This is a genomic window from Flavobacterium sp. UBA7682, assembly GCF_002482945.1.
Classification (GTDB): Bacteria; Bacteroidota; Bacteroidia; order Flavobacteriales; family Flavobacteriaceae; genus Flavobacterium.
In genome coordinates this window covers 12,222-36,982 of sequence record NZ_DLGY01000009.1, presented here as the reverse complement: position 1 = coordinate 36,982, position 24,761 = coordinate 12,222, and the positions used below count along the sequence as shown (strand labels likewise).

18 protein-coding genes, 1 pseudogene and 1 riboswitch are annotated in these 24,761 nt (G+C 37.3%); of the genes and pseudogenes, 15 read left to right on the top strand and 4 right to left on the bottom strand.

Annotated features, from left to right (window positions below):
- The first annotated feature begins 17 nt into the window (after positions 1-17).
- On the top strand, positions 18-710 hold the full coding sequence (locus B3C16_RS01875) for a copper homeostasis protein CutC (protein ID WP_233549733.1): 693 nt from the start codon (positions 18-20) through the stop codon (positions 708-710).
- Positions 707-3,184, top strand: coding sequence for a beta-mannosidase (locus B3C16_RS01870; RefSeq protein ID WP_291128172.1), 2,478 nt, complete (start codon positions 707-709; stop codon positions 3,182-3,184). Before B3C16_RS01875 ends, B3C16_RS01870 begins: the two co-directional genes overlap by 4 nt.
- A gap of 117 nt (positions 3,185-3,301) precedes the next feature.
- Here the strand turns inward: B3C16_RS01870 and B3C16_RS01865 are convergent, their stop codons facing one another.
- Both B3C16_RS01865 and B3C16_RS01860 read right to left on the bottom strand, forming a co-directional pair.
- On the bottom strand, positions 3,302-3,916 hold the full coding sequence (locus B3C16_RS01865) for a deoxynucleoside kinase (protein WP_121312655.1): 615 nt from the start codon (positions 3,914-3,916) through the stop codon (positions 3,302-3,304).
- Complete coding sequence (locus B3C16_RS01860; protein ID WP_291128168.1) at positions 3,916-4,707, bottom strand: hypothetical protein; 792 nt, start codon at positions 4,705-4,707, stop codon at positions 3,916-3,918. Before B3C16_RS01860 ends, B3C16_RS01865 begins: the two co-directional genes overlap by 1 nt.
- 121 nt (positions 4,708-4,828) lie before the next feature.
- On the opposite strand from B3C16_RS01860, the gene B3C16_RS01855 reads away from it, so the two are divergent.
- From B3C16_RS01855 to B3C16_RS01845, 3 genes are read left to right on the top strand one after another with little or no spacing between them, the layout of a single operon-like run.
- Positions 4,829-5,707 (top strand): GLPGLI family protein, encoded by an 879-nt coding sequence (locus tag B3C16_RS01855; RefSeq protein WP_121312657.1) that lies wholly within the window; start codon positions 4,829-4,831, stop codon positions 5,705-5,707.
- 22 nt (positions 5,708-5,729) lie between these two features.
- Entirely contained in the window at positions 5,730-6,569 is an 840-nt protein-coding gene (locus tag B3C16_RS01850; protein WP_291128163.1) for a GLPGLI family protein, read from the top strand.
- 25 nt (positions 6,570-6,594) lie between these two features.
- Complete coding sequence (locus B3C16_RS01845; protein ID WP_291128160.1) at positions 6,595-9,324, top strand: carboxypeptidase-like regulatory domain-containing protein; 2,730 nt, start codon at positions 6,595-6,597, stop codon at positions 9,322-9,324.
- A 169-nt stretch (positions 9,325-9,493) separates the two neighbouring features.
- Here the strand turns inward: B3C16_RS01845 and metK are convergent, their stop codons facing one another.
- A complete protein-coding gene (gene metK / locus B3C16_RS01840) occupies positions 9,494-10,744 on the bottom strand; it encodes a methionine adenosyltransferase (RefSeq protein ID WP_121312659.1) in 1,251 nt (416 codons plus the stop codon).
- Between the two features lie 740 nt (positions 10,745-11,484).
- Between metK and B3C16_RS01835 the strand changes: the two genes are divergently transcribed.
- The 9 genes from B3C16_RS01835 (at position 11,485) to B3C16_RS01795 (ending at position 22,776) form a co-directional block, all read left to right on the top strand.
- Complete coding sequence (locus B3C16_RS01835) at positions 11,485-12,777, top strand: O-acetylhomoserine aminocarboxypropyltransferase/cysteine synthase family protein (RefSeq protein ID WP_291128156.1); 1,293 nt, start codon at positions 11,485-11,487, stop codon at positions 12,775-12,777.
- 4 nt (positions 12,778-12,781) lie between these two features.
- Positions 12,782-13,243: an OsmC family protein gene (locus B3C16_RS01830; protein WP_121312661.1), complete on the top strand. Its 462-nt coding sequence runs from the start codon at positions 12,782-12,784 to the stop codon at positions 13,241-13,243.
- 137 nt (positions 13,244-13,380) lie between these two features.
- On the top strand, positions 13,381-14,394 hold the full coding sequence (locus B3C16_RS01825; RefSeq protein WP_291128152.1) for an alpha/beta fold hydrolase: 1,014 nt from the start codon (positions 13,381-13,383) through the stop codon (positions 14,392-14,394).
- The gene (locus B3C16_RS01820; protein ID WP_291128149.1) at positions 14,370-15,470 is read left to right on the top strand and encodes an aspartate kinase; all 1,101 of its coding nucleotides are present in this window, start codon (positions 14,370-14,372) and stop codon (positions 15,468-15,470) included. The genes B3C16_RS01825 and B3C16_RS01820 overlap by 25 nt, the downstream gene beginning before the upstream one ends.
- Positions 15,471-15,606: 136 nt before the next feature.
- A riboswitch (SAM riboswitch) is annotated at positions 15,607-15,711 on the top strand.
- Between the two features lie 216 nt (positions 15,712-15,927).
- On the top strand, positions 15,928-16,923 hold the full coding sequence (locus B3C16_RS01815) for a homocysteine S-methyltransferase family protein (RefSeq protein WP_291128146.1): 996 nt from the start codon (positions 15,928-15,930) through the stop codon (positions 16,921-16,923).
- A gap of 80 nt (positions 16,924-17,003) precedes the next feature.
- Positions 17,004-19,676: a methionine synthase gene (metH, locus tag B3C16_RS01810; RefSeq protein WP_291128143.1), complete on the top strand. Its 2,673-nt coding sequence runs from the start codon at positions 17,004-17,006 to the stop codon at positions 19,674-19,676.
- Between the two features lie 80 nt (positions 19,677-19,756).
- Positions 19,757-20,713 (top strand): methylenetetrahydrofolate reductase [NAD(P)H], encoded by a 957-nt coding sequence (gene metF, locus B3C16_RS01805; RefSeq protein WP_291128140.1) that lies wholly within the window; start codon positions 19,757-19,759, stop codon positions 20,711-20,713.
- Between the two features lie 212 nt (positions 20,714-20,925).
- A complete protein-coding gene (locus B3C16_RS01800; RefSeq protein WP_158592548.1) occupies positions 20,926-22,014 on the top strand; it encodes an acyloxyacyl hydrolase in 1,089 nt (362 codons plus the stop codon).
- A 12-nt stretch (positions 22,015-22,026) separates the two neighbouring features.
- Positions 22,027-22,776, top strand: coding sequence for a head GIN domain-containing protein (locus tag B3C16_RS01795; protein WP_121312667.1), 750 nt, complete (start codon positions 22,027-22,029; stop codon positions 22,774-22,776).
- A gap of 25 nt (positions 22,777-22,801) precedes the next feature.
- Here B3C16_RS01795 and gldA read toward each other — a convergent pair.
- Positions 22,802-23,705: pseudogene (gene gldA, locus B3C16_RS01790) on the bottom strand (gliding motility-associated ABC transporter ATP-binding subunit GldA).
- 337 nt (positions 23,706-24,042) lie between these two features.
- Here gldA and B3C16_RS01785 point away from each other — a divergent pair.
- Positions 24,043-24,531: a PAS domain-containing protein gene (locus B3C16_RS01785; protein ID WP_291128135.1), complete on the top strand. Its 489-nt coding sequence runs from the start codon at positions 24,043-24,045 to the stop codon at positions 24,529-24,531.
- Positions 24,532-24,761: the final 230 nt, after the last annotated feature.

Below are 24,761 nucleotides of genomic sequence, written 5' to 3'. Positions count from 1 at the left end.
TTCAATCAGTATAATCTGTGGCCAAAAAATCAATATCCTCTAATAGAAAATTAGAAATCGCTTGTTTCAACATAAAATCAGCCCTAGTCGCTCAAGAAAATGGTGCTGATAGAGTTGAGCTTTGTGACGGATTTGAAGTTGGCGGAACAACACCTGATTTTGAAACTATAAGACAAGCCAGAGAAAATTTAAGCATCGATTTGTATGTCATGATTCGACCGCGAGGTGGAAACTTTATCTATTCTGATGAAGAATTCAAACAAATGCAATTGGATATTTTGGCTTTAAAAGAATTAAAAGCGGACGGTTTTGTTTTCGGGATTTTAAATGAAGATAGTACTGTTAATTTGGAACAGAATAAAATTTTAGTCGATTTGGCCAAGCCATTTCCATGCACCTTTCACCGCGCTTTTGACGAAGTAATGGATGCTTTTGAAGCCTTGGAACAAACCATCGACTGCGGTTTTACAACCATTCTGACTTCGGGTCAAGCCCAAAATGTAACAGAAGGAATGGATTTTCTAGCCGAATTGGTGAAAGTAGCTAATAATAGAATTATTATCATGCCTGGCGGAGGTTTACGCTCAAATAATATTGAAAATCTTCAACAAAACACCAAAGCTATTTTCTATCATTCTTCAGCCATCACTAACGGAAGTGAAACACCTAATCCCAAAGAAATACTTGCGTTAAAAGCTAAATTGAGATGAGAACTTTGTTGTTGAAATGTCTGATTATTTTTTTGTTGCCAATGTTTCTTTGGTCACAAAATAGTGAGCGTAATTTAAGTTCGGAGCAATGGATTTTCAGAAAAGTAAACGATACGAATTGGCTTCGGGCTAAAGTTCCGGGAACAGTTCACACCGATTTATTGGCGAACCAAATCATTCCGGATCCATTTTTTGGAGCCAATGAAAAGCAACTGCAATGGATTGAAAACGAAGATTGGCAATACCAAACGACTTTTGCCATTTCAAAAGAAGAACTAAATCATCAAAATACTATTTTGCAATTCGACGGTTTGGATACTTTTGCTGAAGTAACTTTAAACGGAACCCAAATCCTTTCGGCAAACAACATGTTCCGAACTTGGAAAGTTGACGTGAAAAAGATGCTAAAAGTTGGGCAAAACCAACTTAAAATTACGTTTGCTTCCGCCGTAAAAAAAGGAAAAGAAGAAGCTAAGAAACTTAGTTATACTCTCCCCGGAGATGAAAAAATTTTCACCCGAAAAGCGCAATACCATTTCGGCTGGGATTGGGGACCAAGATTCGTCACTGCTGGAATTTATAAGAAAGTAGCGCTTCATTTTTGGAACAATGCGACCATAACCAATATCAAAATCAATCAGGATTTGACCAATGATGACTTGGCGAAAGTTGAATTTGAAATCGAATTGAATAGTGTCAATGAAGCTCAATACGAATTAAATATCAATGATAAGACCGAATTGGTTAACCTCATAAAAGGCAAAAATAATTTGTCGCTAACTTATGAAATCAATAACCCAAAGCTTTGGTGGAGTAACGGTTTAGGCAAAGCGCATTTGTATCCTTTTGAAATTAGTTTAACCAATAACAATCAAACCATTGACAGCAGAAAACTAAACATAGGCTTGCGAACCATTGAATTAGTGCAAGAAAAAGACGCAATTGGCAAAAGTTTTTATTTCAAACTCAATGGTCAGCCGGTATTTATGAAAGGCGCCAATTATATTCCGCCCGATAGTTTTTTACCAAGAGCTACCGATTCGGTTTACAAATCTATCGTCAAAAATGCTGTTGATGCCAATATGAATATGCTACGAGTTTGGGGCGGCGGTGTTTATGCCGAAGATAGTTTTTATGAAGAATGTGATAAAAACGGTATTTTAGTTTGGCAGGATTTTATGTTTGCTTGCGCGATGTATCCCGGCGATGAAGCCTTTTTGGAGAATGTAAAACAGGAAGTCATCGACAATGTAACCCGTTTGCAAAACCATCCGAGTATTGCGCTTTGGTGTGGGAATAACGAGAATGACGAAGGCTGGCACAATTGGGGATGGCAAAAACAATACAAGTATTCAGAACAAGATTCGACTAGGATTTGGAATGATTACCAAAAATTATTTCACGAATTGATTCCGCAAACGTTAGACAGTTTATTACCCAAGAATGAAAACTGTTATTGGCCATCATCACCATCAATTGGTTGGGGGCGACAAGAAAGTTTACTTAGTGGTGATTCGCATTATTGGGGTGTTTGGTGGGGCAATGAACCTTTTGAAATGTATCGTCAGAAAGTTGGGCGTTTCATGAGCGAATATGGTTTTCAAAGCATGCCGGATATTAAAACGTTTCAGGCTTTCGCCAAAAGTGACGAACTGAACTTCGATTCGGAAGCGATTAAAAATCACCAAAAACATCCAACCGGTTACAAAACCATCAACGATTATCTGACGCGTGATTACCAAGTGCCAACGAGCTTTGAAGATTATATTTATGTTTCCCAATTGTTACAAGCCGAAGGCATGAAAATCGCGATTGAAGCGCACCGAACGGATCGAAAATGTATGGGAACATTGTTTTGGCAATTGAATGATTGTTGGCCGGTGACTTCGTGGAGTTCGGTGGATTATTATGGTCGTTGGAAAGCGTTTCAATATCAGGCGAAGCGGAGTTTTGAAAATGTTTTGATTTCAATTAAGGAAGAAGAAAGTAGCTATAAAGCTTATATTGTCAATGATGATTTGAAACCGTTTGAAGGTCAATTTGATGTAGTTTTGCGCGATTTTAATGGTAAAAAACTTTGGTCTGCAAAAAATACTGGAGTTATTCCGGGAAGCTCAAATTTGGTTCATTTTGAAATTTCTAAAGATGATTTAGAAAGGTTTGATTTGAAAAAAGCAGTGCTTTCTGTTTCGTTTAATGCTGAAAATAAATCAGCGAGTTCCCTTTTCTATTTTGTAAAGCCTAAAGATTTACAATTGACCAACCCTAACCTCCAAATTACAAAGCGTAATGAACTGACTTATGAAATATTTTCTGATGTGTTGGTCAAAAATGTGTATTTGTCAGCTTCGGAGGAAACTTTTTTCAGTGATAATTATTTTGATATTTTGCCGGGTCAGAAAGTGATAATTAAATTATCTAAACCGGTCAAAGCCATTCAGGTTAAGAGCTTGTTTGACGTTATGAAAAACTGATTTTGCAAAAGACAAAACTTATTTAGCCCCGACAGGAGTGACATCCCGATTATTCGGAATAAAACGTAGGGCGGGAATATGGATAACAAAAATGCCCGAACCTTTCGCTCCTTTTTTTTAAAACAAACCGTTAATTTCTGCGTCAATTCGGTTGATAATCATACCTAAATCTTCCGGATTGTTGACAAAATCAACATTGTCTACATCAATAATCAATAGTTTTCCTTTGTCGTAAGTCGTAATCCAAGCTTCGTAGCGTTCGTTCAATCGGCTCAAATAGTCAATCGAAATGGTGTTTTCGTAATCACGACCACGTTTGTGAATTTGGGAAACCAAATTGGGAATCGAACTTCTTAAATAAATCAATAGATCAGGCGAACCAACCAAACCTTCCATCAGTTCAAAAAGATCAGTATAGTTTTGAAAATCTCTGTTGGTCATCAAACCCATAGCGTGTAAGTTGGGCGCAAAAATATGTGCGTCTTCGTAAATCGTTCTGTCTTGAATGATGTTTTTGCCGCTTTCGCGAATTTGCAACACTTGGCGAAAACGCGAATTCAAGAAATAAATTTGCAAGTTGAAGGACCAGCGTTCCATTTGGTGGTAAAAATCATCCAAATACGGATTGTCAACTACGTCTTCAAAATGAGGTTCCCATTTAAAATGTTTGGCTAAAAATCGGGTTAATGTGGTCTTTCCTGCTCCTATATTTCCTGCTACTGCTATGTGCATTATGGTAGTTTTATTTTAAAATTCTTAATTTGTTGGTTGGTAAAAATAGCTAAAATTTGGTCTTTGTAGTAAAAATTTTGGAACGATTTCTCAACAATGTCGATTTCGAAAACCGTTTTCGATTGATTGTTCAAGCAGTAGAGCGTGTTGTCCTTTAAAAACAATAATTTTTCACGATCAATGATTTGGATTTTTTCAAAAGGCGGAATATTAGCTAGTAAAGTTACTTTGCTGAAGATATCGATAGCATACCAATTGTTGATTTCATCAATCCAATAAAAATTATTGAAATCGCTTTGGGTGTATTTGATGTTTTCAGGAATTGGATTGCCAATGTTTTTGGAAATATTTTTCAAGTAGTCAAATAGGAGAACTTGTTGTGTCAAAGCATTGTAAATCCAAAATTGATTTTGCGACGCCATGCCTATTTTAGAAGCGGAAATAGTATTGTCAATTTCAAAGAGATTGAGTTTCTGAATTTCATTCAATTGATTATCGAGCATAATTATCGTATTGAAATCTTCGTAAAAGACTACAATTTTTAATGGATTGACATAATCAACCGAGGTGATTTTGCCCAATGCCACATTCTTATATTCCCATGTTTGAGACTGATCTTGTTTGATAAAGACATTGTTTTTGAGGTAGTAATTGTTACCCAAACCATCAAAACCAATGTAGATTTTATCTTCTACTGTTTCGGAACTAATAGCGGTTGTCTCGAGTTTCGGATTTTGGCCAAAACCATAAGCGGAAATCACTAGTAATATAAGATAAATGGTATTTTTCATCATAAGGCTAATTTACGGTAAACCAAATTAATTTCGTCTGGTCTAACCCAATATTTTAACATAAGATTGGTAACAGAATTAGAAAGCATTCGTCATATTTGTTCTATCAAAAATTTAAGTCATGAAAAAAATAGTATTCGCTTCGTTTTTTGTTTTCTCTTATTTAGCTACACATGCTCAAAAAGATTTCCAAGGTATGGCGGTTTACGAATCAAAAACCAGCACTGCCGATTTCAAGTCTCGTTTTGAAGGCAACAAAGAAATTACACCCGAAATGCAGAAAATGATTGAAGAGCGTATGAAGAAGATGTTTGAAAAGACGTTTTTTCTAAACTTTGACAAATCAGCTTCTGTCTATAAAGAAGAAGAAAAACTTGATGCTCCGGGACAAGGTGGCGGCGGAATGAGAATGATGTCGTCTTTTATGGGCGGCGGCGGAACCTATTACAAAAACGTAAAAGAAAAAACGTATAAGGTCGATAAAGAGTTCATGGGAAAAGAGTTTTTGGTAAAAGATTCTTTGAAAACTTACAACTGGCAAATGAGTGGTGACACCAGAGTGATTGGCGGCTATAATTGTTTCAAAGCGACAGCCGTCATTCCGGCGAGCAAAACCGATTTTAGAAACTTCAGACCTAAAAAAGAAGAAAAAAAAGAGGATAAAGCCAAAGAAGAAACAAAAACCAACTTCATGGATCAAATAGAACTTCCTAAAGAAATTACGGTGACCGCTTGGTATACACCGGAAATTCCGGTAAGTCAAGGTCCTGAAGGTTATTGGGGTTTACCGGGATTAATATTAGAAGTGAATGACGGAAAAACAACTATTCTTTGTTCCAAAATTGTTTTAAATCCAAAAGAAAAAACAGAAATCAAAGCACCAAACAACGGAAAAGAAGTGTCTCAAAAAGAATATGATGAAATCGTAGTCAAAAAGATGGAAGAAATGCAAGAGATGAACAATGGACGTGGCGGTTTCCAAATGAGAATGAACCGATAATCAATCAATAATCAAATTTATAATGACTAAAGTTATACTTATTTCTTCTTTTTTATTGATGAGTTTTTTGGCAAAAGCACAAGATTTTCAGGGAAAAGCGGAATATTTTTCGAAAAGAATTGCCAAGAAAAAAACCGAAAAAGTGGAGTCAAAAACCAAAGAACCAATTGACCCAGAATTAGAAAAAGCGATTCAAGAAGCTATGAAAAGAGCTTCCGAAAAGCAATTCTCGCTTACTTTTAATAAAGCTGAAAGTCTTTACGAAGAAGAGAAGAAATTAGATAAACCAGAATCTAATTCAGATGGCATTTCAGTTTCAATGAGCTTTTCAAGCGCAGGAAGTAAATACCTTAATATCAAAGAAAAAAACAGCGTTGTTGAAGAGGAAATCTTTGGCAAAGAGTTCTTAATCGTTGAACCTCTTGTCCAACCGGATTGGAAGTTAATCGATGAAACGAAAAAAATTGGTGACTACAATTGTTTTAAAGCCGAGTTGGTTATTCCGGTGAGTGAAAAACAAACCCAAGACTATGAAGATTTCTTGAAAAGAGAAGAAAAAAAACCAGCTCTTTTCAAAATGAGCAAGCCGGAAGACAAAGTCGTTACCGTTTGGTATACCCCTGAAATTCCGGTAAGTTTTGGTCCCGATAATTATTGGGATTTACCCGGATTGATACTGGAAGTCAATGACGGAACGAATATACTTCTTTGTTCCAAAGTCACTTTAAGCAATAAAGAAAAAGCGAAAATCAAAGTGCCTAATACAGGAGAAAAAGTCACCCAAAAGAAGTTTGATGAAATTCGGAAGAAAAAAGAGGATAGTATGAAAAATGAAGATGGCGTCATTATTTTCCAACATTAATCCATTAATTATCCAAGCCAAAACAATGAAAAAAATAGTACTATTTGTATTTCTTTTTACTTCAACAATTTCTTTTGCCCAAACCATTCGATTCGAAGGGACAATACAAGACAATACCAAAGCACCTTTGGAAATGGCCAATGTCATGGCGATGAATCAAGCGACCAAAGCGATGGATGCCTATGCCATTACCAATGATAAAGGGAAATTTTTGCTGAACCTGAAAACGAACACCACTTATATTATTAAGTTGAGTTATTTGGGCATGCAAAACAAAGAAATTACAGTGGCTACTCAAGCTGTTAATATTACCCAAAACATTACTATGGAAAGCGGTGGAATCGAATTAGACGGTGTTGAAATCGTACGTGAAATGCCGGTTTCTATCAAAGGCGATACGATTGTTTACAACGCTGATTCTTTTAAAACCGGAACCGAAAGAAAACTGGAAGATGTTTTGAAAAAATTACCCGGAGTTGAGGTGGATGCCGAAGGTCAAGTAAAAGTCGAAGGAAAATCGGTAACCAAATTGATGGTGGAAGGCAAAGATTTTTTTGATGGAGACACTAAATTAGGCGTAAAAAACATTCCCGCTGATGCCATTGATAAAGTTCAGATTCTACGCAATTACAATGAAAATTCCATCATGAAAGGCGTAGAAAATAACCAAGATAATTTGGCCATGAATATCAAATTGAAAGCAGGGAAGAAAAACTTTTGGTTTGGTGACATGACTGCCGGAATTGGTGTTGGCCACGAGGATACACGATATGTCGTTGCGCCAAAAGCTTTTTACTATAGTCCAAAATACAGTATTAACATTATGGGAAACAGTAATAATGTTGGACAGCAAGCTTTCACCATTCAGGATTATTTTAGGTTTAGTGGTGGTTTTAGAAACATTATGGGCAAAGGCGGCGGAAGCATCAATGTTGGAAGCAATTCTCTTGGAATAAGCTTTTTTCAAGACAATCGCGTTAAGGAAATCGAATCGCATTTTGGCGCCACCAATTTCTCTTATAATCCATCCAAAAGCTGGAGTTTAAGCGGATTTATTATTGGTACTTCTACCTTGGTTGATACCGAAACCAATTCTACAGTTAACATTTTGCAACCCAATACCACCAACGTATCTTCCTCTGAAGTTAGAGACGACGCCGGAAGTCAGAAAAATAATTTAGGCTTATTTAAGTTTAGCGCCACTTATAAACCCAATGCCAAATTTCAATTGGATTACGACATTCTAAACCGAATTTCGGCACAAAGAGAAAACAACGAACTCAATCGTCAGGTGTTTAATTACGTTTCAGGGGTTAATACTGATGAAAGTGTTTTTACTTCTAAAAAACAAGATCCGATAAACATTAACCAGAACTTGAGTTTTTATTATACGCCAACAGATAAGCACATTTTTGCTTTCGAAAGTCAGTATTTATACCAAAATGAAGATCCGTTGTACAATGCCAATTTGGAGTTTCAACCGTTTGATTTTTTGGGTTATAACGAAAATCAAAACCGAAACGACCTAACGCAAAGCCGATTTATCAAAACCAATAAATTCGACAGCCGTTTGGATTACTATTACGTATTGACGCCAAAGACAAACTTGAATTTCACGTTAGCCAATTCGTATGTATACCAAAGTTTAAATTCTTCCATTTTTCAGCGTTTGGATGACGGAACAACGAACAATTTAACCGCTGCAGAAAACAACAACGACGTGAGCTACCGTTTCAATGATACTTTTTTAGGGTTTCATTTCAAATGGTTAACCGGTAAATTTACGTTTACGCCAGGTGTTACTTTACACCGATTTGATTTGACGAACACCCAATTAGGCACCGCTGTCAATCAGGAAATATTTCGTTTATTACCCGATTTCCAAATGATTTACCAAATTAAGAAATCGGAAACCTTAACCTATAATTTCGGAATCACCAATAATTTCACCAATATCAATAATTACGCATTGGGAACCATTTTCAACAGTTATAGCAATTTGTTTTCCGGAAATCGTGATTTGAACAATTCAGAGGTTCAAAGTCATACTTTATCGTATCAAAAGTTTAATATGTTCAATTTTGAAAACTTCGGTGGTTTTTTAAACTATTCCAAAACAAACGATGCCATCAAAACCAGAGCATTATTCGAAGGTGTAAATCAAATAGGTTCGCCGTTTAATTCGCCTTTTGGTGACGAAAACTTTTCGGCCAATGTGCGTTACGGGCGTTCCTTTTTAAAGTATTATAAAGCGAATGTAAGTGCCAATTTAAATTGGAGTAAGTTCTATAACATTCAGGTAAACCCAATAAATTCAGCTGAAAATGTTGTTGATACCGAAAGCTTCACCCAGAACTATCGTTTTAGTGCTTCCACTAATTTTAAAAATATGCCCAATATTGAATTGGCTTATTCTTATGCAGTAAACCAATATCCGAATGATAATTTTTACACCGATAGTCCATCCATTAAATTAGATTATTTCTTCTTGAAAAGTTTTTCTTTTGTGAGTGAATATGAATTTTTTCATTACTACAACAAAGCCAAAACGGTTGACCAAGAATACGACTTTTTATCAGCAAGTTTGACCTATCAAAAAACGAAAGCCAGTCATTGGGAATACAAAGTCGCCGCCACGAATTTATTGAATACGACTTCGTTAAATGACGACAGCTTCTCCCAATTCTCTACTCGAAATTCCCAGTACAGAGTGCAACCTAGGTATATCATTTTTAGTTTGAGATATAATTTGTAGCTCATCCCGCTGTCCACTGTATCTTTTGTTTTGTCATGCTGTCCCGATAGCTATCGGGATGTCGAAGTACAAAACAAAAGGATGCCGTTCCCATCGGGGCTAAAAAATAAAAAACCCTAACTTTCATTAAGAGAGTTAGGGTTTTTCTTTGCGTACTTTGCGGTTAAAATTAAATCCCGAAAGCCGATTTTACCTTATCTACGAAGTCTAATTTCTCCCAAGTAAACAATTCAACGGTTACTGTTTTTGGCGAACCATTTGGCAATTGGAAAGTTTTAGTAACCGTTTCAGGTGTTCTTCCCATATGCCCGTAAGCAGCGGTTTCGCTGTAAATTGGATTTCTCAATTTCAAACGTTGCTCAATAAAGTAAGGTCTCATATCAAAAATACCTTCAACCACTTTGCTGATTTCTCCGTCAGTTAAATTCACTTTCGAAGTGCCATAAGTATTCACGTTGATAGAAGTTGGTTTTGCTACGCCAATCGCATAAGAAACCTGTACTAAAATCTCCTCACACAATCCGGCTGCCACTAAGTTTTTAGCAATATGACGGGTGGCATAAGCTGCAGAACGATCCACTTTTGATGGGTCTTTTCCGGAAAATGCACCACCACCGTGAGCGCCTTTTCCACCATAAGTATCCACGATAATTTTTCTTCCGGTCAAACCGGTATCTCCGTGTGGTCCGCCAATAACGAATTTTCCGGTTGGATTGATGTGGTAAGTAATATTGTCATTGAATAAATGAGCGTATTGTGGGTATTTGGCTTTAATTCTCGGAATCAAAATCGAAATCAAATCGCTTTTAATTTTAGCCAACATCGTAGCTTCATCAGCAAAATCATCGTGTTGTGTCGAAATTACAATCGCATCAATTCTAACCGGTTTGTTGTCATCAGAATACTCTAAAGTCACTTGCGATTTAGCATCCGGACGTAAATAAGTGATTTCGTTGTTCTCTCTTCTTAAGTTAGCCAATTCAATTAACAAAGCGTGAGATAAATCCAAAGCCAAAGGCATGTAGTTTTCCGTTTCGTTAGTTGCGTAACCAAACATCATTCCTTGGTCACCGGCGCCTTGCTCTTCTTTACTGGCTCTGTCAACACCTTGATTGATGTCGGCAGATTGCTCGTGAATGGCTGATAAAACACCACAAGAATCGGCTTCAAACATGTATTCACTTTTGGTGTAACCAATTTTACGAATTACTTCTCTGGCAATTTGTTGTACATCAAGGTAAGTACTCGATTTTACTTCTCCGGCTAAGATTACCTGACCGGTCGTAACCAAAGTTTCGCATGCTACTTTTGACTCAGCATCAAAAGCTAAAAAGTTGTCGATTAACGCATCACTAATTTGGTCTGCAACTTTGTCCGGATGTCCTTCACTCACTGACTCCGACGTAAATAAATAAGCCATAACTATATTTTAGTTTAATATTAATTTTAGTTAAAAAAGAGGTGATTGCTACGAAAGCTAAAGGAGAGTTTCTGCTTTAGCATTTTTTTTACGAGGTTGCAATCAGTTCAAATTTTTCCTCTCATTTTTCGGTTGCAAATGTATAAAGACTATTTAGAATACAAAAAACTATTTTGCTTTTTTTATTTTTTTTATGATTATTCCAAAATTCTAAATACGTAGTATTTAAATATATATAAACAAATGCCAAATGTTAAATTTTCAATTTTTGTTTGGTCAATTGAAAAAACATTCAGAAGTTTGCCACATCAATTAACAACAAGAAAATGAAATTTATTATTTGTCATATGTGTCGCATGATGTGGAAATTTCCGCAGAGGACTCATATTGCATAATTTTAAATTTTTAAAATATATACAATCAAACCTCTGCTAACCGCAGGGGTTTTTTTATTTAAAACAAATTGTCACCCTGAGCGCTCCCGAAGTTTCTGGAGAAGGGCTATCTCAAAACAAAACGAAGTAACAATGAAAGTAACAACAAAAAATATGATGATGAACAACCGCATGATGCACATGATGATGTGTTGTTGTATTGACATACCTTGTTACCAAAAGCGAAAGACGTAATCGAAGTTTATATTTATACTCTAGAAGTCCTTTTGGTAAGCCATCCAAAAGGACTTTTTTTATTTCCAAAAATTAATAATCTAAATATCTAATAATCTAAATATCTAAATCATGAACACACAAAAATTCGCAACCAACGCATTGCACGCAGGACACGACGTTACTAAAAACGCAGGAACCAGAGCTGTTCCAATCTACCAAACGACTTCGTATGTATTCAACAATTCAGACCACGCCGCCAACTTGTTTGGCCTAGCTGAAGCCGGATTCATCTACACCCGTTTGAATAATCCAACCAACGACATTTTGGAACAACGCTTGGCCGCACTCGAAGGCGGAATCGGGGCTGTAGTTACTGCTTCTGGAACGTCCGCTATCGCCACCAGTTTGTTGGTTTTGCTCAAAGCAGGTGACCACATCGTAGCTTCGAATAGTCTTTACGGTGGAACGTACAACTTGTTGAATGTTACTTTGCCAAGATTAGGCATCACCACCACTTTCGTTGATCCGTCAAACCCTGAAAACTTTACCAAAGCCGCTCAAGAGAACACCAGAGCGTTTTTTGCAGAAAGTTTAGGGAACCCAAAATTAGACGTACTCGATTTGAAAGCAATATCTAAAGAAGCCAAAGCCTTCAAAGTACCTTTCATTGTTGACAATACCGTCGCTACACCATATTTGTTAAACCCAATTCAATACGGCGCCGATATTGTCATTCACTCGTTAACCAAATACATCACCGGAAACGGAACTTCTTTAGGTGGTGTAATCATCGATGCCGGAAACTTCGATTGGAGCAATGGGAAATTCCCTGAATTTACTGAACCATCTGCAGGTTACCACGGTTTAAAATACTACGAAGCTTTAGGCGCCGCCTCATTTATTGCCAAAGTAAGAATCGAAGGGTTGCGTGATTTTGGTGCGGCTTTAAGTCCGTTCAACGCATTCCAAACGATTCAAGGATTGGAAACTTTGGAAATCAGAATCAAAAAACACAGCGAAAATGCTTTGGCTTTAGCCCAATGGTTGCAAACACAGTCAGCAGTAGCGTGGGTAAATTATCCGGGATTAGAAACTTCAAAATACAAAGCCTTAGCCGATGAATATTTACCGGAAGGCAAAAGCGGTATCGTAACTTTTGGTCTAAAAGGCGGATTCGAAGCAGCGAAAAAAGTAGCCGATGAAACCAAATTATTCTCTTTGTTGGCCAACATAGGCGATACAAAATCATTAATTATTCATCCGGCAAGCACAACACATCAGCAATTATCTGACGCTGAGCAAGAATCAACCGGAGTCACCAAAGACTTAATCCGTTTGTCCGTTGGTTTAGAAAACATCGACGATTTGAAAGCCGATTTGAAAGAAGCATTCGTAAAAATTAAAACCCCACAAACCGTATAACAACATGAGCACAAAAACCGTAAACGTACTAGGCTATGCCAAAAACAGTAACCAATTCGTAGTCAAAGCCCAAAACTTCGACATCCGAATTAGTAAAAATGATCAATTTCCTGAACTGGAAGGGCCAAGTCCGATAGAATATATTTTGGCCGGTTATGCCGGTTGTATCAATGCTGTCGGAAAATTGGTCGCCAAAGAACAAGGCATCGATTTAAAATCACTTCAAGTTGAAATCTCGGGAACCTTAAGTTTAGACAAATACCAAGGGAAAATTAGCGATGAAAGAGCGGGATTTAAATCTATTGAAGTAACAGTAAAACCAACAACTGATGCCACTTTGGGCCAATTAAAAGATTGGTTAATTACGGTTGAGAATCGTTGCCCGGTTCAGGATAATTTGATCAATTCAACTCCGGTTTCAGTGGTGTTGGTTAAAGAATATGAACCAACAGCAACTGTGCTGTAAAAAGAAAAACCATTGGTTTTATTCCGCTGTGCTCCATACAATTCGGTAGCGCCTCGGGTGGTTTTGTTTGTTTGTTAAGACTGTCTTCAAAGTTTAGGTTGAAGGCAGTCTTTTAAAAAGCAGTTAAAAAAAGCAACATGAAAAAATTAGAAAAAATAGACTTGTTTAATTTTGATTTAGAAAACGGAAAGCAACGACCTTATCTTCCGCTATTTTATCAAACTTTTGGTCAACCCATTGGCTTAGCACCGGTAGTGATTGTGAATCACGCTTTGACAGGAAACTCCAATGTTACCGGAGAAAACGGCTGGTGGAACGATTTAATCGGAACAGATAAAATCATCGATACCCATTATTTCACCGTAATTGCCTTCAACATTCCCGGAAATGGTTATGATGACAACTTTGGAAACTTGATTTCAAATTACAAAGATTTCACCATTCGCGATGTCGCCAGAATTTTTTGGGAAGGTTTGTCGTTTCTTAAAATAAAAGATGTTTTCGCAGTTATAGGTGGAAGTTTAGGCGGAGCAATAGCTTGGGAAATGTCAGTTTTGAAACCAAATGCTGTCCAAAATCTAATTCCGATTGCCACCGATTGGAAAGCAACGGATTGGGTAATTGCCAATGTTTTAATCCAAGACCAAATTCTCAATAACTCAGATGATCCCATTGCGGACGCCAGATTGCACGCCATGTTGTTGTACCGAACACCGCAATCAATTAACCAACGCTTTCAAAGAAATAAATTCAATGGTTCCTCGGTTTTTCAAATCGAAAATTGGCTGGCCAATCACGGCATCAAACTCAAAAACCGCTTTCGGCTATCGGCTTACAAATTGATGAACCATTTGCTTAAAACAAATGATATTACTCGTGACCGAAATGATTTTTTGCTGATAGCCAAAGAAATTCAAGGGAACATTCACGTAGTCGCCGTAGAGACAGACTACTTTTTTATTCCTGATGAGAACCGCGAAACGGTTGAAACTTTAAAACCAATCAAAGAAAATGTGTTTTACCATGAAATCAATTCCATTCACGGACACGATGCGTTTTTAATCGAATACGAACAATTAGCCCAAATTTTAGGGCCTATTTTTAACAAACAAAAACAACAAAAATTATGTCAGTGCTTAGAATCAATATAGTCCTTTTTGGTATCGGCAATGTCGGTAGCACTTTAGTCAACCAAGTCATAGAAAGTCAAAAGTTTTTCCTCGAAAAAAGAAACATCGATTTGAGATTTCCAATAATTACCAATTCTACTTTAGCTTTTTTTGAAAAAGACGGACTAAAAAACCAATGGGAAGCCAATTTTGCCCAATCCGCCATTCCATTCAGAATTGAAGACATCATCGAATACGTTCAGGAACAACAATTGGAAAACTTAATTGCCGTTGATGCAACAGCCAGTCAAGACATCATCAAAAATTATATTCCGTTAATTCAAAACGGTTTTAACATCGTTGCCGCCAATAAAAAAGCCAATACGTTACATTTCGATTTCTACAAAGAACTGAGAAGAAATTTAAAAAAGTATGACAAAACATTTTTATACGAAACCAATGTCGGCGCCGGATTGCCCGTTGTGCAAACGATAAATGACTTATACTTTTCAGGCGAAAAAATTACCAAAATCCGTGGCGTATTCTCCGGTTCATTGAGTTATATTTTTAACCGATTTTCTTCAGAAGAATTGCCGTTTTCCAAAATCTTACTTGAGGCAGAGAAAAAAGGCTACACCGAACCGGATTCGCGTGAAGACTTATCCGGAAGCGATGTCGCCCGAAAATTATTAATTCTAGCGCGCGAAATAGGGCAAGAGTTTGAATTTACTGATATCAAAATAGAATCTCTTTTGCTCCCTAATTTAAATGAAAAAAGTCCTAAATCTGAGTATTCTGTAAACAAATCATTGTTTGACAAACCGTTCCAAATTGCCAAAATCACACAAGCCGATGAGCATGCTTTGCGTTATGTGGGCGAATTGGATGTCATAACCAAACAATTAGAAGTGAAACTAATCTCAGTTCCTAAAAGTTCTCCTTTAGGCCAACTCAAAGGCGCCGATAATCTGATTGAAATTTACACCAAATCCTATGGTGAAATCCCAATCGTCATTCAAGGAGCGGGAGCCGGAAAACAGGTTACCGCTCGTGGCGTTCTTACCGACATTCTCAAAGTAGCCGAGAAAATTAAAATTAAAGAAGCGGTTTGGTTATAACCGGCTTAAAAATTAACTAATCAACCTTTAACCAAGAAAACCTACAGCACGAAAACGTTGTAGGTTTTTATTTTTTTAAAACTGTTGCAAAAACCAATTCTATGTCATTACTTTGCACCGTTCATAAACTTATTGTTCGTTATCACGAAAGCTGGAGGGAATAGACCCGTCGAAAGCTTAGCAACCCTTTGCCAAAAGAAGGTGCTACATTCTATCTCAATTTATTGGGAGCAGATAACCCCGAGAATTCTTCTCACTTTCACGATAACATACTATATTTTTTTACGAGCGAATGGCTTGCGCATTGTTGCAGTCCATTTTCCCGCTTTTTGCACTGCATGGCAGTTGCGTCAATCGGGGCTAATTAGTTATCCATTTTTGTAAAATTATTGCAAACAAAAACCTTTGCGAACGCTGCGGATTTTTCTCTGCGGACTATGCGGTTAAAATAACAAGTATGTCAAAAATACAACAAGCCATCAAAGAAAGAATCCTTGTCCTAGACGGTGCGATGGGAACCATGCTGCAACGCAACAACTTCTCAGAAGAAGATTTCCGTGGCGAGCGTTTCAAAGATTTCCCACATCCGCTAAAAGGCAACAACGATTTGCTTTCCATCACGCAACCCGAAGCTGTAAAGCAAGTCCACCGCCTGTATTTTCAAGCCGGTGCCGATATTGTTGAAACCAATACATTCTCAGGAACCACCATCGGTATGGCCGATTATCACTTAGAAGATTTGGTTTACGAACTCAACTACGAATCCGCCAAAATCGCCCGCGAAGTCGCTGACGAATTCAAAGACAGACCGCGTTTTGTAGCCGGTTCTATCGGGCCAACCAACAGAACCGCTTCTATGTCACCGGATGTTAATGATCCCGGATTTCGAGCCGTAACTTTTGACGATTTACGCATCGCTTACAAACAACAAGTGGAAGCCTTGATTGATGGCGGTTGTGATGTTTTATTGGTAGAAACCATCTTCGACACACTAAACGCCAAAGCTGCTTTATTCGCCATAGAAGAAGTAAAAGAAGAACGCAATCTCGATATTCCGGTGATGGTTTCAGGGACGATTACGGATGCTTCAGGAAGAACTTTATCGGGACAAACGGTAGAAGCCTTTTTGATTTCTATTTCCCATATTCCTTTATTGTCAATCGGATTCAATTGCGCACTCGGAGCCGACCAATTAAAACCATACTTGAAAAGACTTGCACACAATACAAGTTTAAATATTTCGGCACATCCAAATGCCGGTTTACCGAATGCTTTCGGGCAATACGACCAAACAGCCGCCGAAATGCAAGCCTTAATTAAAGAATATTTACAAGATAATTTAGTCAACATCATTGGCGGTTGTTGTGGTACCACACCAGAACACATCAAAGCCATTGCTGATGTTGCCTCACAATTCAAACCAAGAAGAATTGATGAAAATCAATTAGTTTAATAAAAGTTAACACAGATTTGTCAGATTATCACCAATTTAATCTGTGTGGATTTGTGATAATCAGTGTTCAAACAAATAAAATGTCAGCAACAAAATATCTAAAATTATCCGGATTAGAACCGTTAATCGTTACGCCGGAAAGTAATTTTATCAACGTAGGCGAACGAACCAACGTAACCGGTTCGCGTAAATTCCTTCGCTTAATCAAAGAAGAAAATTACAACGAAGCACTTTCAGTAGCAAGGGATCAAGTTGAAGGAGGCGCGCAAATCATCGACGTCAATATGGACGAAGGCATGTTGGATGGTGTTTATGCCATGACCAAATTCCTAAATCTAATCGCCGCGGAACCCGATATTGCCCGAGTTCCGGTAATGATTGACAGCTCTAAATGGGAAATCATCGAAGCCGGTTTGAAAGTCGTGCAAGGAAAAGGAGTCGTGAATTCGATTTCACTAAAAGAAGGGAAAGAGGCTTTCATTCACCATGCCAAATTGATTAAAAGATATGGCGCCGCTGTAATCGTAATGGCTTTTGACGAAGATGGGCAAGCCGACACTTATGAAAGACGTATCGAAATCTGTAAACGCTCGTATAGTATTTTAGTCGATGAAGTCCATTTTCCGGCAGAAGACATCATCTTCGATCCCAATATTTTCCCGGTCGCCACCGGAATGGAAGAGCACAAATTAAACGCTTTAGATTTCTTCAGAGCAACCAAATGGATTCGTGAAAACTTACCGTATGCCGGCGTTTCAGGTGGTGTGAGTAATGTTTCGTTTTCGTTTCGCGGGAATGACAAAGTACGTGAAGCGATGCATTCCGCATTTTTATACCATGCGATTAAAAACGGCATGACGATGGGTATTGTAAATCCGGAGATGCTCGAGATTTACGATGAAATCGACCCAATTTTGTTAGAACATGTGGAAGATGTTTTATTGAACAGAAGAGAAGATGCGACGGAAAGATTACTTGATTTAGCCGAGAGTTACAAAGGCGATTTTAAAACCAACGAGAAAGCCGTTCAAGAATGGCGAAGCGGCTCGGTTCAAGACCGATTAACCCATTCGTTAGTCAAAGGAATAGACGAATTTATAGAAATAGATGTAGAAGAAGCTCGCCAATTGGCCACAAAACCAATTGAAGTCATCGAAATCAATTTGATGGCGGGAATGAATGTCGTAGGCGATTTATTCGGAAGCGGAAAAATGTTTTTGCCACAAGTGGTCAAATCAGCGCGCGTAATGAAAAAAGCCGTAGCGTATTTGCTACCTTATATAGAAGCTTCGAAAGACGGAAAATCTTCTTCCGCCGGAAAAGTCTTGATGGCAACCGTAAAAGGAGATGTGCACGATATTGGTAAAAATATAGTAGCGGTAGTTTTGGGTTGCAACAACTTTGAAATTATCGATTTAGGGGTTATGGTGCCACCGGAAAAAATCATTGAAGCTGCTGTTCGTGAAAAAGTAGATATCATTGGTTTGAGCGGATTGATTACGCCATCATTAGACGAAATGGTATATCTCGCCAAAGAAATGGACAAACTCAACATCAAAATTCCGGTTATGATTGGCGGTGCGACGACTTCTCGAGCGCATACTGCTGTAAAAATAGCACCGGAATACAAAGAAACAGTTGTTCATGTGAACGATGCGTCGCGTGCGGTAACGGTAGCGAGTAATTTGCTTCAGGCGAAAACCAAAGTGGAATACGCCAAAACGGTTCGTGCCGAATATGACAAATTGCGTGAAGGTTATTTGAATAGAAGTAGAGACAAAAATTACCATTCGATTGAAGATGCCAGAAAGAATAAATTACAATTGGATTGGAACAATTTTACGCCGGTGAAACCGAATTTTATCGGAACCAAAACCGTTGAAGTTGAATTATCAGAACTGGTTGATTTTATTGACTGGACGCCATTTTTCAGTTCGTGGGAATTGTTCGGAAAATATCCTGCGATTTTAACCGATGAAGTAGTTGGCGAACAAGCGACTTCATTATTTGAAGATGCACAAAAAATGTTAAACCAAATCGTTTCGGAAAAATGGTTAACTGCGAAAGGAATTTTGGGCATTTATCCGGCAAACCAAGTCAATGATGACGATATTCAGGTTTTAGAGGAAAGCGGAAAAGAGTTAGTAAAATTCTTGACGTTAAGACAACAATCTCAAAAAACAGTCGGTGCACCAAATATCGCGTTAGCTGATTTTGTAGCGCCAAAAGACAGTGGAAAGCAAGATTATATCGGTTGTTTTTGTGTTACTACCGGATTTGGCGTAGACGAAAAAGCAGCCGAATTTGAAAAACAATTAGACGATTACAACTCGATTTTAGTAAAAGCCTTAGGCGATAGATTGGCCGAAGCATTCGCAGAATATTTACATTTAAAAGTCCGTAAAGAAATTTGGGGCTACGCTTCCGATGAATCTTTGACCAATCAGGATTTGATTGATGAAGAATACAAAGGCATTCGTCCCGCGCCGGGTTATCCTGCATGTCCGGATCATTTGGAGAAACCCACGATTTGGAAACTTTTAAAGGTCGAGCAAGCAATAGGTGTGAAGCTGACGGAAAGCATGGCGATGTGGCCGGCATCTTCGGTTTCCGGTTATTATTTTGCGCATCCGGAAAGCAAGTATTTCGGACTTGGAAAAATAAAAGAAGATCAAGTAATTGACTATGCCAAACGCCGTGGAATTTCGACTGAAGTAGCAACAAAATGGCTTTCGCCAAATATAGCAGATTAACAACAGTTGTCGGTTGTCAGTTTTCAGTTAAAATGGAAAACAGATAACAGACAACAGACAACAGATAACAGACAACATAAATGAAAGTAACCCAACATATCCAAAACGCGAATGGAAAACCCCTGTTTTCTTTCGAGATTTTACCGCCTTTGAAAGGGCAAAATATTCAGTCTATTTTTGACAGTATTGACCCGTTGATGGAGTTCAATCCGCCGTTTATTGATGTGACTTACCATCGTGAGGAATATGAGTACAAAGAATTGCCAAGCGGTTTGTTGCAAAAGAAAGTGGTCAAAAAGCGTCCGGGAACGGTTGGGATTTGTGCCGGAATTCAGAACAAATACAATGTGGATGCGATTCCGCATATATTGTGTGGTGGTTTTACCAAAGAAGATACCGAAAACTTGTTGATTGACTTGGATTTTCTTGGAATTGACAACGTTGTGGCACTTCGTGGTGATGCTTTGAAAACCGAAACGTATTTCCATCCGGAGAAAGAAGGTAATGAATATGCGACCGAATTGGTGACGCAAATCAGCAATTTGAATAATGGCATTTACTTGGATGAAGATTTGAAAAATTCTGCCAAAACTAATTTTTGTATCGGTGTTGCGGGTTATCCTGAGAAGCATATGGAAGCACCGAGTTTGGACAGTGATATTCATTTCTTAAAACAAAAAATCAAAAACGGCGCGGAATATATCATTACGCAAATGTTTTTTGACAATAAAAAATTCTTCGATTTTGTGGATAAATGTCGCGCTGCCGGAATCACGGTTCCGATTATTCCGGGATTGAAACCGATTGCGACTAAGAAGCAATTGAATTTAATTCCGCACCGATTTAGTTTAGAATTGCCTGATGATTTGATTATGGCAGTTGTAAAAGCGAAAGACAATGATGAAGTAAAACAAATAGGAATCGAATGGTGTACTGCTCAAAGTAAGGAACTCGTTGCTGCCGGAATTCCGGTGTTGCATTACTATTCGATGGGAAAAGCAGAAAATATTAAGGCGATTGCGAAACAGGTTTTTTAAACTGATTTTACAAAAGACCAATCCTATTTAGCCCCGATGGCAATAGCTACCGTGTAGCATGGACAGCGGGAATATGGCCAACAAAAATGCCCGAACTTTTCGCTCCTGATTTCTCCTAAAGTCGGCACGAGCACAGCGAACTGGCGCAGCAAATGACAATTAGGTATTCTATTAATTATATTCCGTTATATTTGTGCGTTTTAAATTTTAGGATGAAGAAAACTTACCTGCTTTTTTTACTGTTAGCCTTTTCTGGATTTGGTCAAAATACCAATCCTTTTGCGGTTGAAGCTTCTATTTTAAGGGGCAATATTTTACCTCATACGGAAGACATGCATCATTTGGTTAACGGTCATCCGCAAGGTTTTATGTTGAGTGTTATCAAAAAAACTGATGGTTCTAAAGAATGGCATCGAGCGTATAATTATCCGGATTATGGAGGCTATTTTTTGTACCAGGATTTTAAAAGTCAGCCGTTAGGACAGAATTATGCCACAGGCGTTTTTTACAATTTTCACTTCTGGAAAAGACGATTGCAATTTAGATTGTCACAAGGAATTGCCTACACTACCAATCCGTATGACAAAGTTGACAACAGTAAGAATAAAGCTTTCGGAAATCGATTGATGGCCAACACCAATTTCGGATTGACCTATACTACGCCGTCTTTGTTTGATAATATTAGTTTGCAGGCGGGACTTTTATTTGTTCATTATTCTAATGGAAGAATTGTATCGCCCAACAGCGGTATTAATACTTACTTGCTGAATCTTGGGGTGAATTATAATTTTTCGAAGGATTTTCAACGCCAAGTTGATACGACTACTGTCCCAAAAAAGTATAAAGAACCCATTCGATACAACTTTGTGTTTCGAACCGGAATCAATGAAAGTCCGATTATCAATAGTGGTCAGTATCCTTTTTACCACATTGGTTTTTATGCAGATAAGCGTATCAATAGAAAGTCGGCTTTACAATTGGGCGCCGAATTGTTTTTGACCAAATCAATTGAAGAGTACATTAATTATTACTCCGTTGCCTATCCGGAAGACAATATCAGTTCTGATACGGATTACAAGAGAGTTGGGATTTTCATTGGACATGAATTAATCATCAATAAAATTTCAATCGAAGCACAATTAGGCTATTACGCTTATCAACCTTTTAAAAAGGATATTGCGATTTATGATAGGGTTGGGATGAAATATCGTTTTTCGGATAAGTTTTTTGGTGTTTTTTCGCTTAAAACGCATTTGTTTTTGGCAGAAGCTTTAGAAATTGGCATTGGATATAGAATTTAAAAAACAGACAGTATGAAAAAGTTTTCGGTATTGATAATTTTGTTTTGGCTGTTCAACGCTTGTGAAAAACCGAGTGATTGTATTGAGAGTTCGGGCGCGACAATTACCAAAGAAATAGCGGTTCAGCCATTCAAAAAGATAAAAGTCTACCGCGGTATTGAAGTTGTCATTACGCAAGGAACGGAATACAAAGTACAAATTGTGGCCGGCGAAAATTTCATCGATAATGTGGAAGTCAAGCAAAATGGTGACCAACTGATTTTTAAAGACGACGCCAGTTGCAATTGGGTTCGCTCTTATGGTATGACAAAGATTTTGGTGACCACGCCAACTTTGGAAGAAGTATATTCAAAAACGGATAGAAATATCAGTTCGAATGGTGTGTTGACTTTCCCAAGTATAGCTTTTATAGCGATGGATAAAGATGGTGATGGTGAAAGCGGTGCCGGAACCGGAGATTTTATTCTGAATGTGAACAATGATTATTTGTACATCGCGAACAATAATGTGTCTCGATTTTATCTTTCGGGACAAACCAATTTGGCGGAGTTTAATTTTTATTTCGGAGACGGAAGAATAGAAGCTGAGAATCTAATTGCTCAAAATATAAAAGTCTTTCACCGTGGTTCTAACGATATGACAGTAAGACCTATTCAAAGTATTATTGGCACCATGAACAGCACCGGAAATATTATCTTAAAAAATGTGCCGCCGGTTGTTGATGTTGAAGAGTTGTATCAAGGCAATGTGATTTATCCTTAAATTACTGAACATAAACAACTGAATACTATTTTTTCTTAGTTTTCTCCCTAAAGATTTGCTCTAAATTCTTGCTTTTCAAACTAATCTGCAACGTTTTCAACCCGTTGTCATGCGCAAAGTCGAATATTTTCGGACGCATGTCTTCTTCGGTGTTGAAAGTCAGTAACCAAAGATTGTCATTAGTATTTTTATACGTTTTGATGTTGGCTAAATTGGTCAATAAATTGGGGTCAATTGTTTTGTCAAATTCGATTTCAATGATTTGTTCCTTTTCTTCAGCAACCAATTTGTCCAGCTTTTTATCGGTTACGATTTTGCCGTGATCAATGATGATTACGCGGTCACAAATGGCTTCCACTTCTTGCATAATGTGCGTGGAAAGAAAAACGGTTTTATTCTTACCAACGTTTTTTATCACGTTTCTAATTTCAACCAACTGATTTGGATCTAAACCTGTAGTTGGTTCGTCCAAAATTAAAACATCAGGATTGTGTAATAAAGCCGTTGCTAAACCCACACGCTGACGATAACCTTTAGACAATTGTCCGATTTTTTTATGACTTTCAGGCGTTAATCCTGTCAACTCAATTACTTCTTCAATTCTAGATTTGGCTATTTTGTAAACATCAGCATTAAATTCTAAATATTCACGAACATACAAATCCAAATACAACGGATTGTGTTCTGCCAAATAACCCACAGAAAGTTGTACCGCTTTTTGGTTGGTATTCACATCATTGCCATTTACAGAAGCCGTTCCTTCATCAGCATTAATATAAGTGGTCAAAATTTTCATCAACGTAGATTTTCCAGCGCCATTCGGACCAAGAAAACCTACTATTTCTCCTTTTTTTACAGAAAAAGAAATATTATCTAGTGCTTTTTGTGCACCGTAACTCTTTGGAAATATTTTGAACTTCTATCGACATAACATGACTATTTGAAGCAAATGTAATAATTAATTAAAGGAAAAAGAAACGCACATTTATATAACGTGAAGAATGGTGTTTTAGGTTTTGCACAATTGTGTATATTTGTTTTCATAATAAAATCAATTCAGGAATAATTGAGTTATTCTAATGTGGAACCAAGTCAGAATCTTGGACTGTCGTGCAACTGTGTTTTCCTGTAAATTAGGAATAAGTCAGATACACATCATTGATTTAGTTTGAGCATCACGAGATGTGCTTAAGCCGAATATTTCTTCGTTTAGCCAATGAAGAATTGTTTATTATTCATTTTCTCGAACTTAAAAAATGAATAATAATGACAGAACAATATGAAATAGCTTTGGCTAAATACTACAACAAACTAAGGATAGTTCCTGTTCCGCTTATTGCTTGGGATATATTTGCAAGCCATGATTTGGAAATAAATAACTATAATTCTTTTCAAAATCATTGGAAGGAAAAAGAAAATTTTAGTGAAGTAGTTTATCAAGCAAAACGCGAAATTATTATCACCAATGTCAATCAGGAAATTGTTTTTGCTACACAAGGGATTTATGACATGAACGGCTATCATCCGTATGAAGTTATAGGGAAGTCGCCAAAAATATTTCAAGGAAAATTAACAACGCAAGAAAGTCGAGATACCATAAGAACAGCAATCAAAAGTCAACTGCCTTTTAAAGAAATTGTGGTGAATTATAAAAAAGACGGATCAACTTATTGGTGTGAAATCGAAGCTTATCCAAAGTTCAACAATAAGGGAGAATTAGTTAATTACATCGCATTTGAAAAAATAGCTTCTTAAAATCAGGATTACAATTCATGTGTTTTGATTAGCTAAAACGTTGTCGTAAATTTTTCACTACATTTTTGTAGAAACTAAACTTTAATTTTTTACATTAGCCAAACAGAACAACGCTATGAGACAATTTAACACCTTTTATAACTATTTCTTTTATTTCTTCTTCGGACAGAAAAAGGGATTGGTATTGTGTTATGTGAAAAACTAAATTTTAAAAACAACAATAATATAAA

What these genes read in the sequence shown, in the direction of transcription:
- B3C16_RS01870 (WP_291128172.1), top strand. Translation starts at nt 707, where the DNA reads ATGAGAACTTTGTTGTTGAAATGTCTGATTATTTTTTTGTTGCCAATG.
- B3C16_RS01865 (WP_121312655.1), bottom strand. Translation starts at nt 3,916, where the DNA reads ATGCACATAGCAGTAGCAGGAAATATAGGAGCAGGAAAGACCACATTA.
- B3C16_RS01860 (WP_291128168.1), bottom strand. Translation starts at nt 4,707, where the DNA reads ATGAAAAATACCATTTATCTTATATTACTAGTGATTTCCGCTTATGGT.
- B3C16_RS01855 (WP_121312657.1), top strand. Translation starts at nt 4,829, where the DNA reads ATGAAAAAAATAGTATTCGCTTCGTTTTTTGTTTTCTCTTATTTAGCT.
- B3C16_RS01850 (WP_291128163.1), top strand. Translation starts at nt 5,730, where the DNA reads ATGACTAAAGTTATACTTATTTCTTCTTTTTTATTGATGAGTTTTTTG.
- B3C16_RS01845 (WP_291128160.1), top strand. Translation starts at nt 6,595, where the DNA reads ATGAAAAAAATAGTACTATTTGTATTTCTTTTTACTTCAACAATTTCT.
- metK (WP_121312659.1), bottom strand. Translation starts at nt 10,744, where the DNA reads ATGGCTTATTTATTTACGTCGGAGTCAGTGAGTGAAGGACATCCGGAC.
- B3C16_RS01835 (WP_291128156.1), top strand. Translation starts at nt 11,485, where the DNA reads ATGAACACACAAAAATTCGCAACCAACGCATTGCACGCAGGACACGAC.
- B3C16_RS01830 (WP_121312661.1), top strand. Translation starts at nt 12,782, where the DNA reads ATGAGCACAAAAACCGTAAACGTACTAGGCTATGCCAAAAACAGTAAC.
- B3C16_RS01825 (WP_291128152.1), top strand. Translation starts at nt 13,381, where the DNA reads ATGAAAAAATTAGAAAAAATAGACTTGTTTAATTTTGATTTAGAAAAC.
- B3C16_RS01820 (WP_291128149.1), top strand. Translation starts at nt 14,370, where the DNA reads ATGTCAGTGCTTAGAATCAATATAGTCCTTTTTGGTATCGGCAATGTC.
- B3C16_RS01815 (WP_291128146.1), top strand. Translation starts at nt 15,928, where the DNA reads ATGTCAAAAATACAACAAGCCATCAAAGAAAGAATCCTTGTCCTAGAC.
- metH (WP_291128143.1), top strand. Translation starts at nt 17,004, where the DNA reads ATGTCAGCAACAAAATATCTAAAATTATCCGGATTAGAACCGTTAATC.
- metF (WP_291128140.1), top strand. Translation starts at nt 19,757, where the DNA reads ATGAAAGTAACCCAACATATCCAAAACGCGAATGGAAAACCCCTGTTT.
- B3C16_RS01800 (WP_158592548.1), top strand. Translation starts at nt 20,926, where the DNA reads ATGAAGAAAACTTACCTGCTTTTTTTACTGTTAGCCTTTTCTGGATTT.
- B3C16_RS01795 (WP_121312667.1), top strand. Translation starts at nt 22,027, where the DNA reads ATGAAAAAGTTTTCGGTATTGATAATTTTGTTTTGGCTGTTCAACGCT.
- B3C16_RS01785 (WP_291128135.1), top strand. Translation starts at nt 24,043, where the DNA reads ATGACAGAACAATATGAAATAGCTTTGGCTAAATACTACAACAAACTA.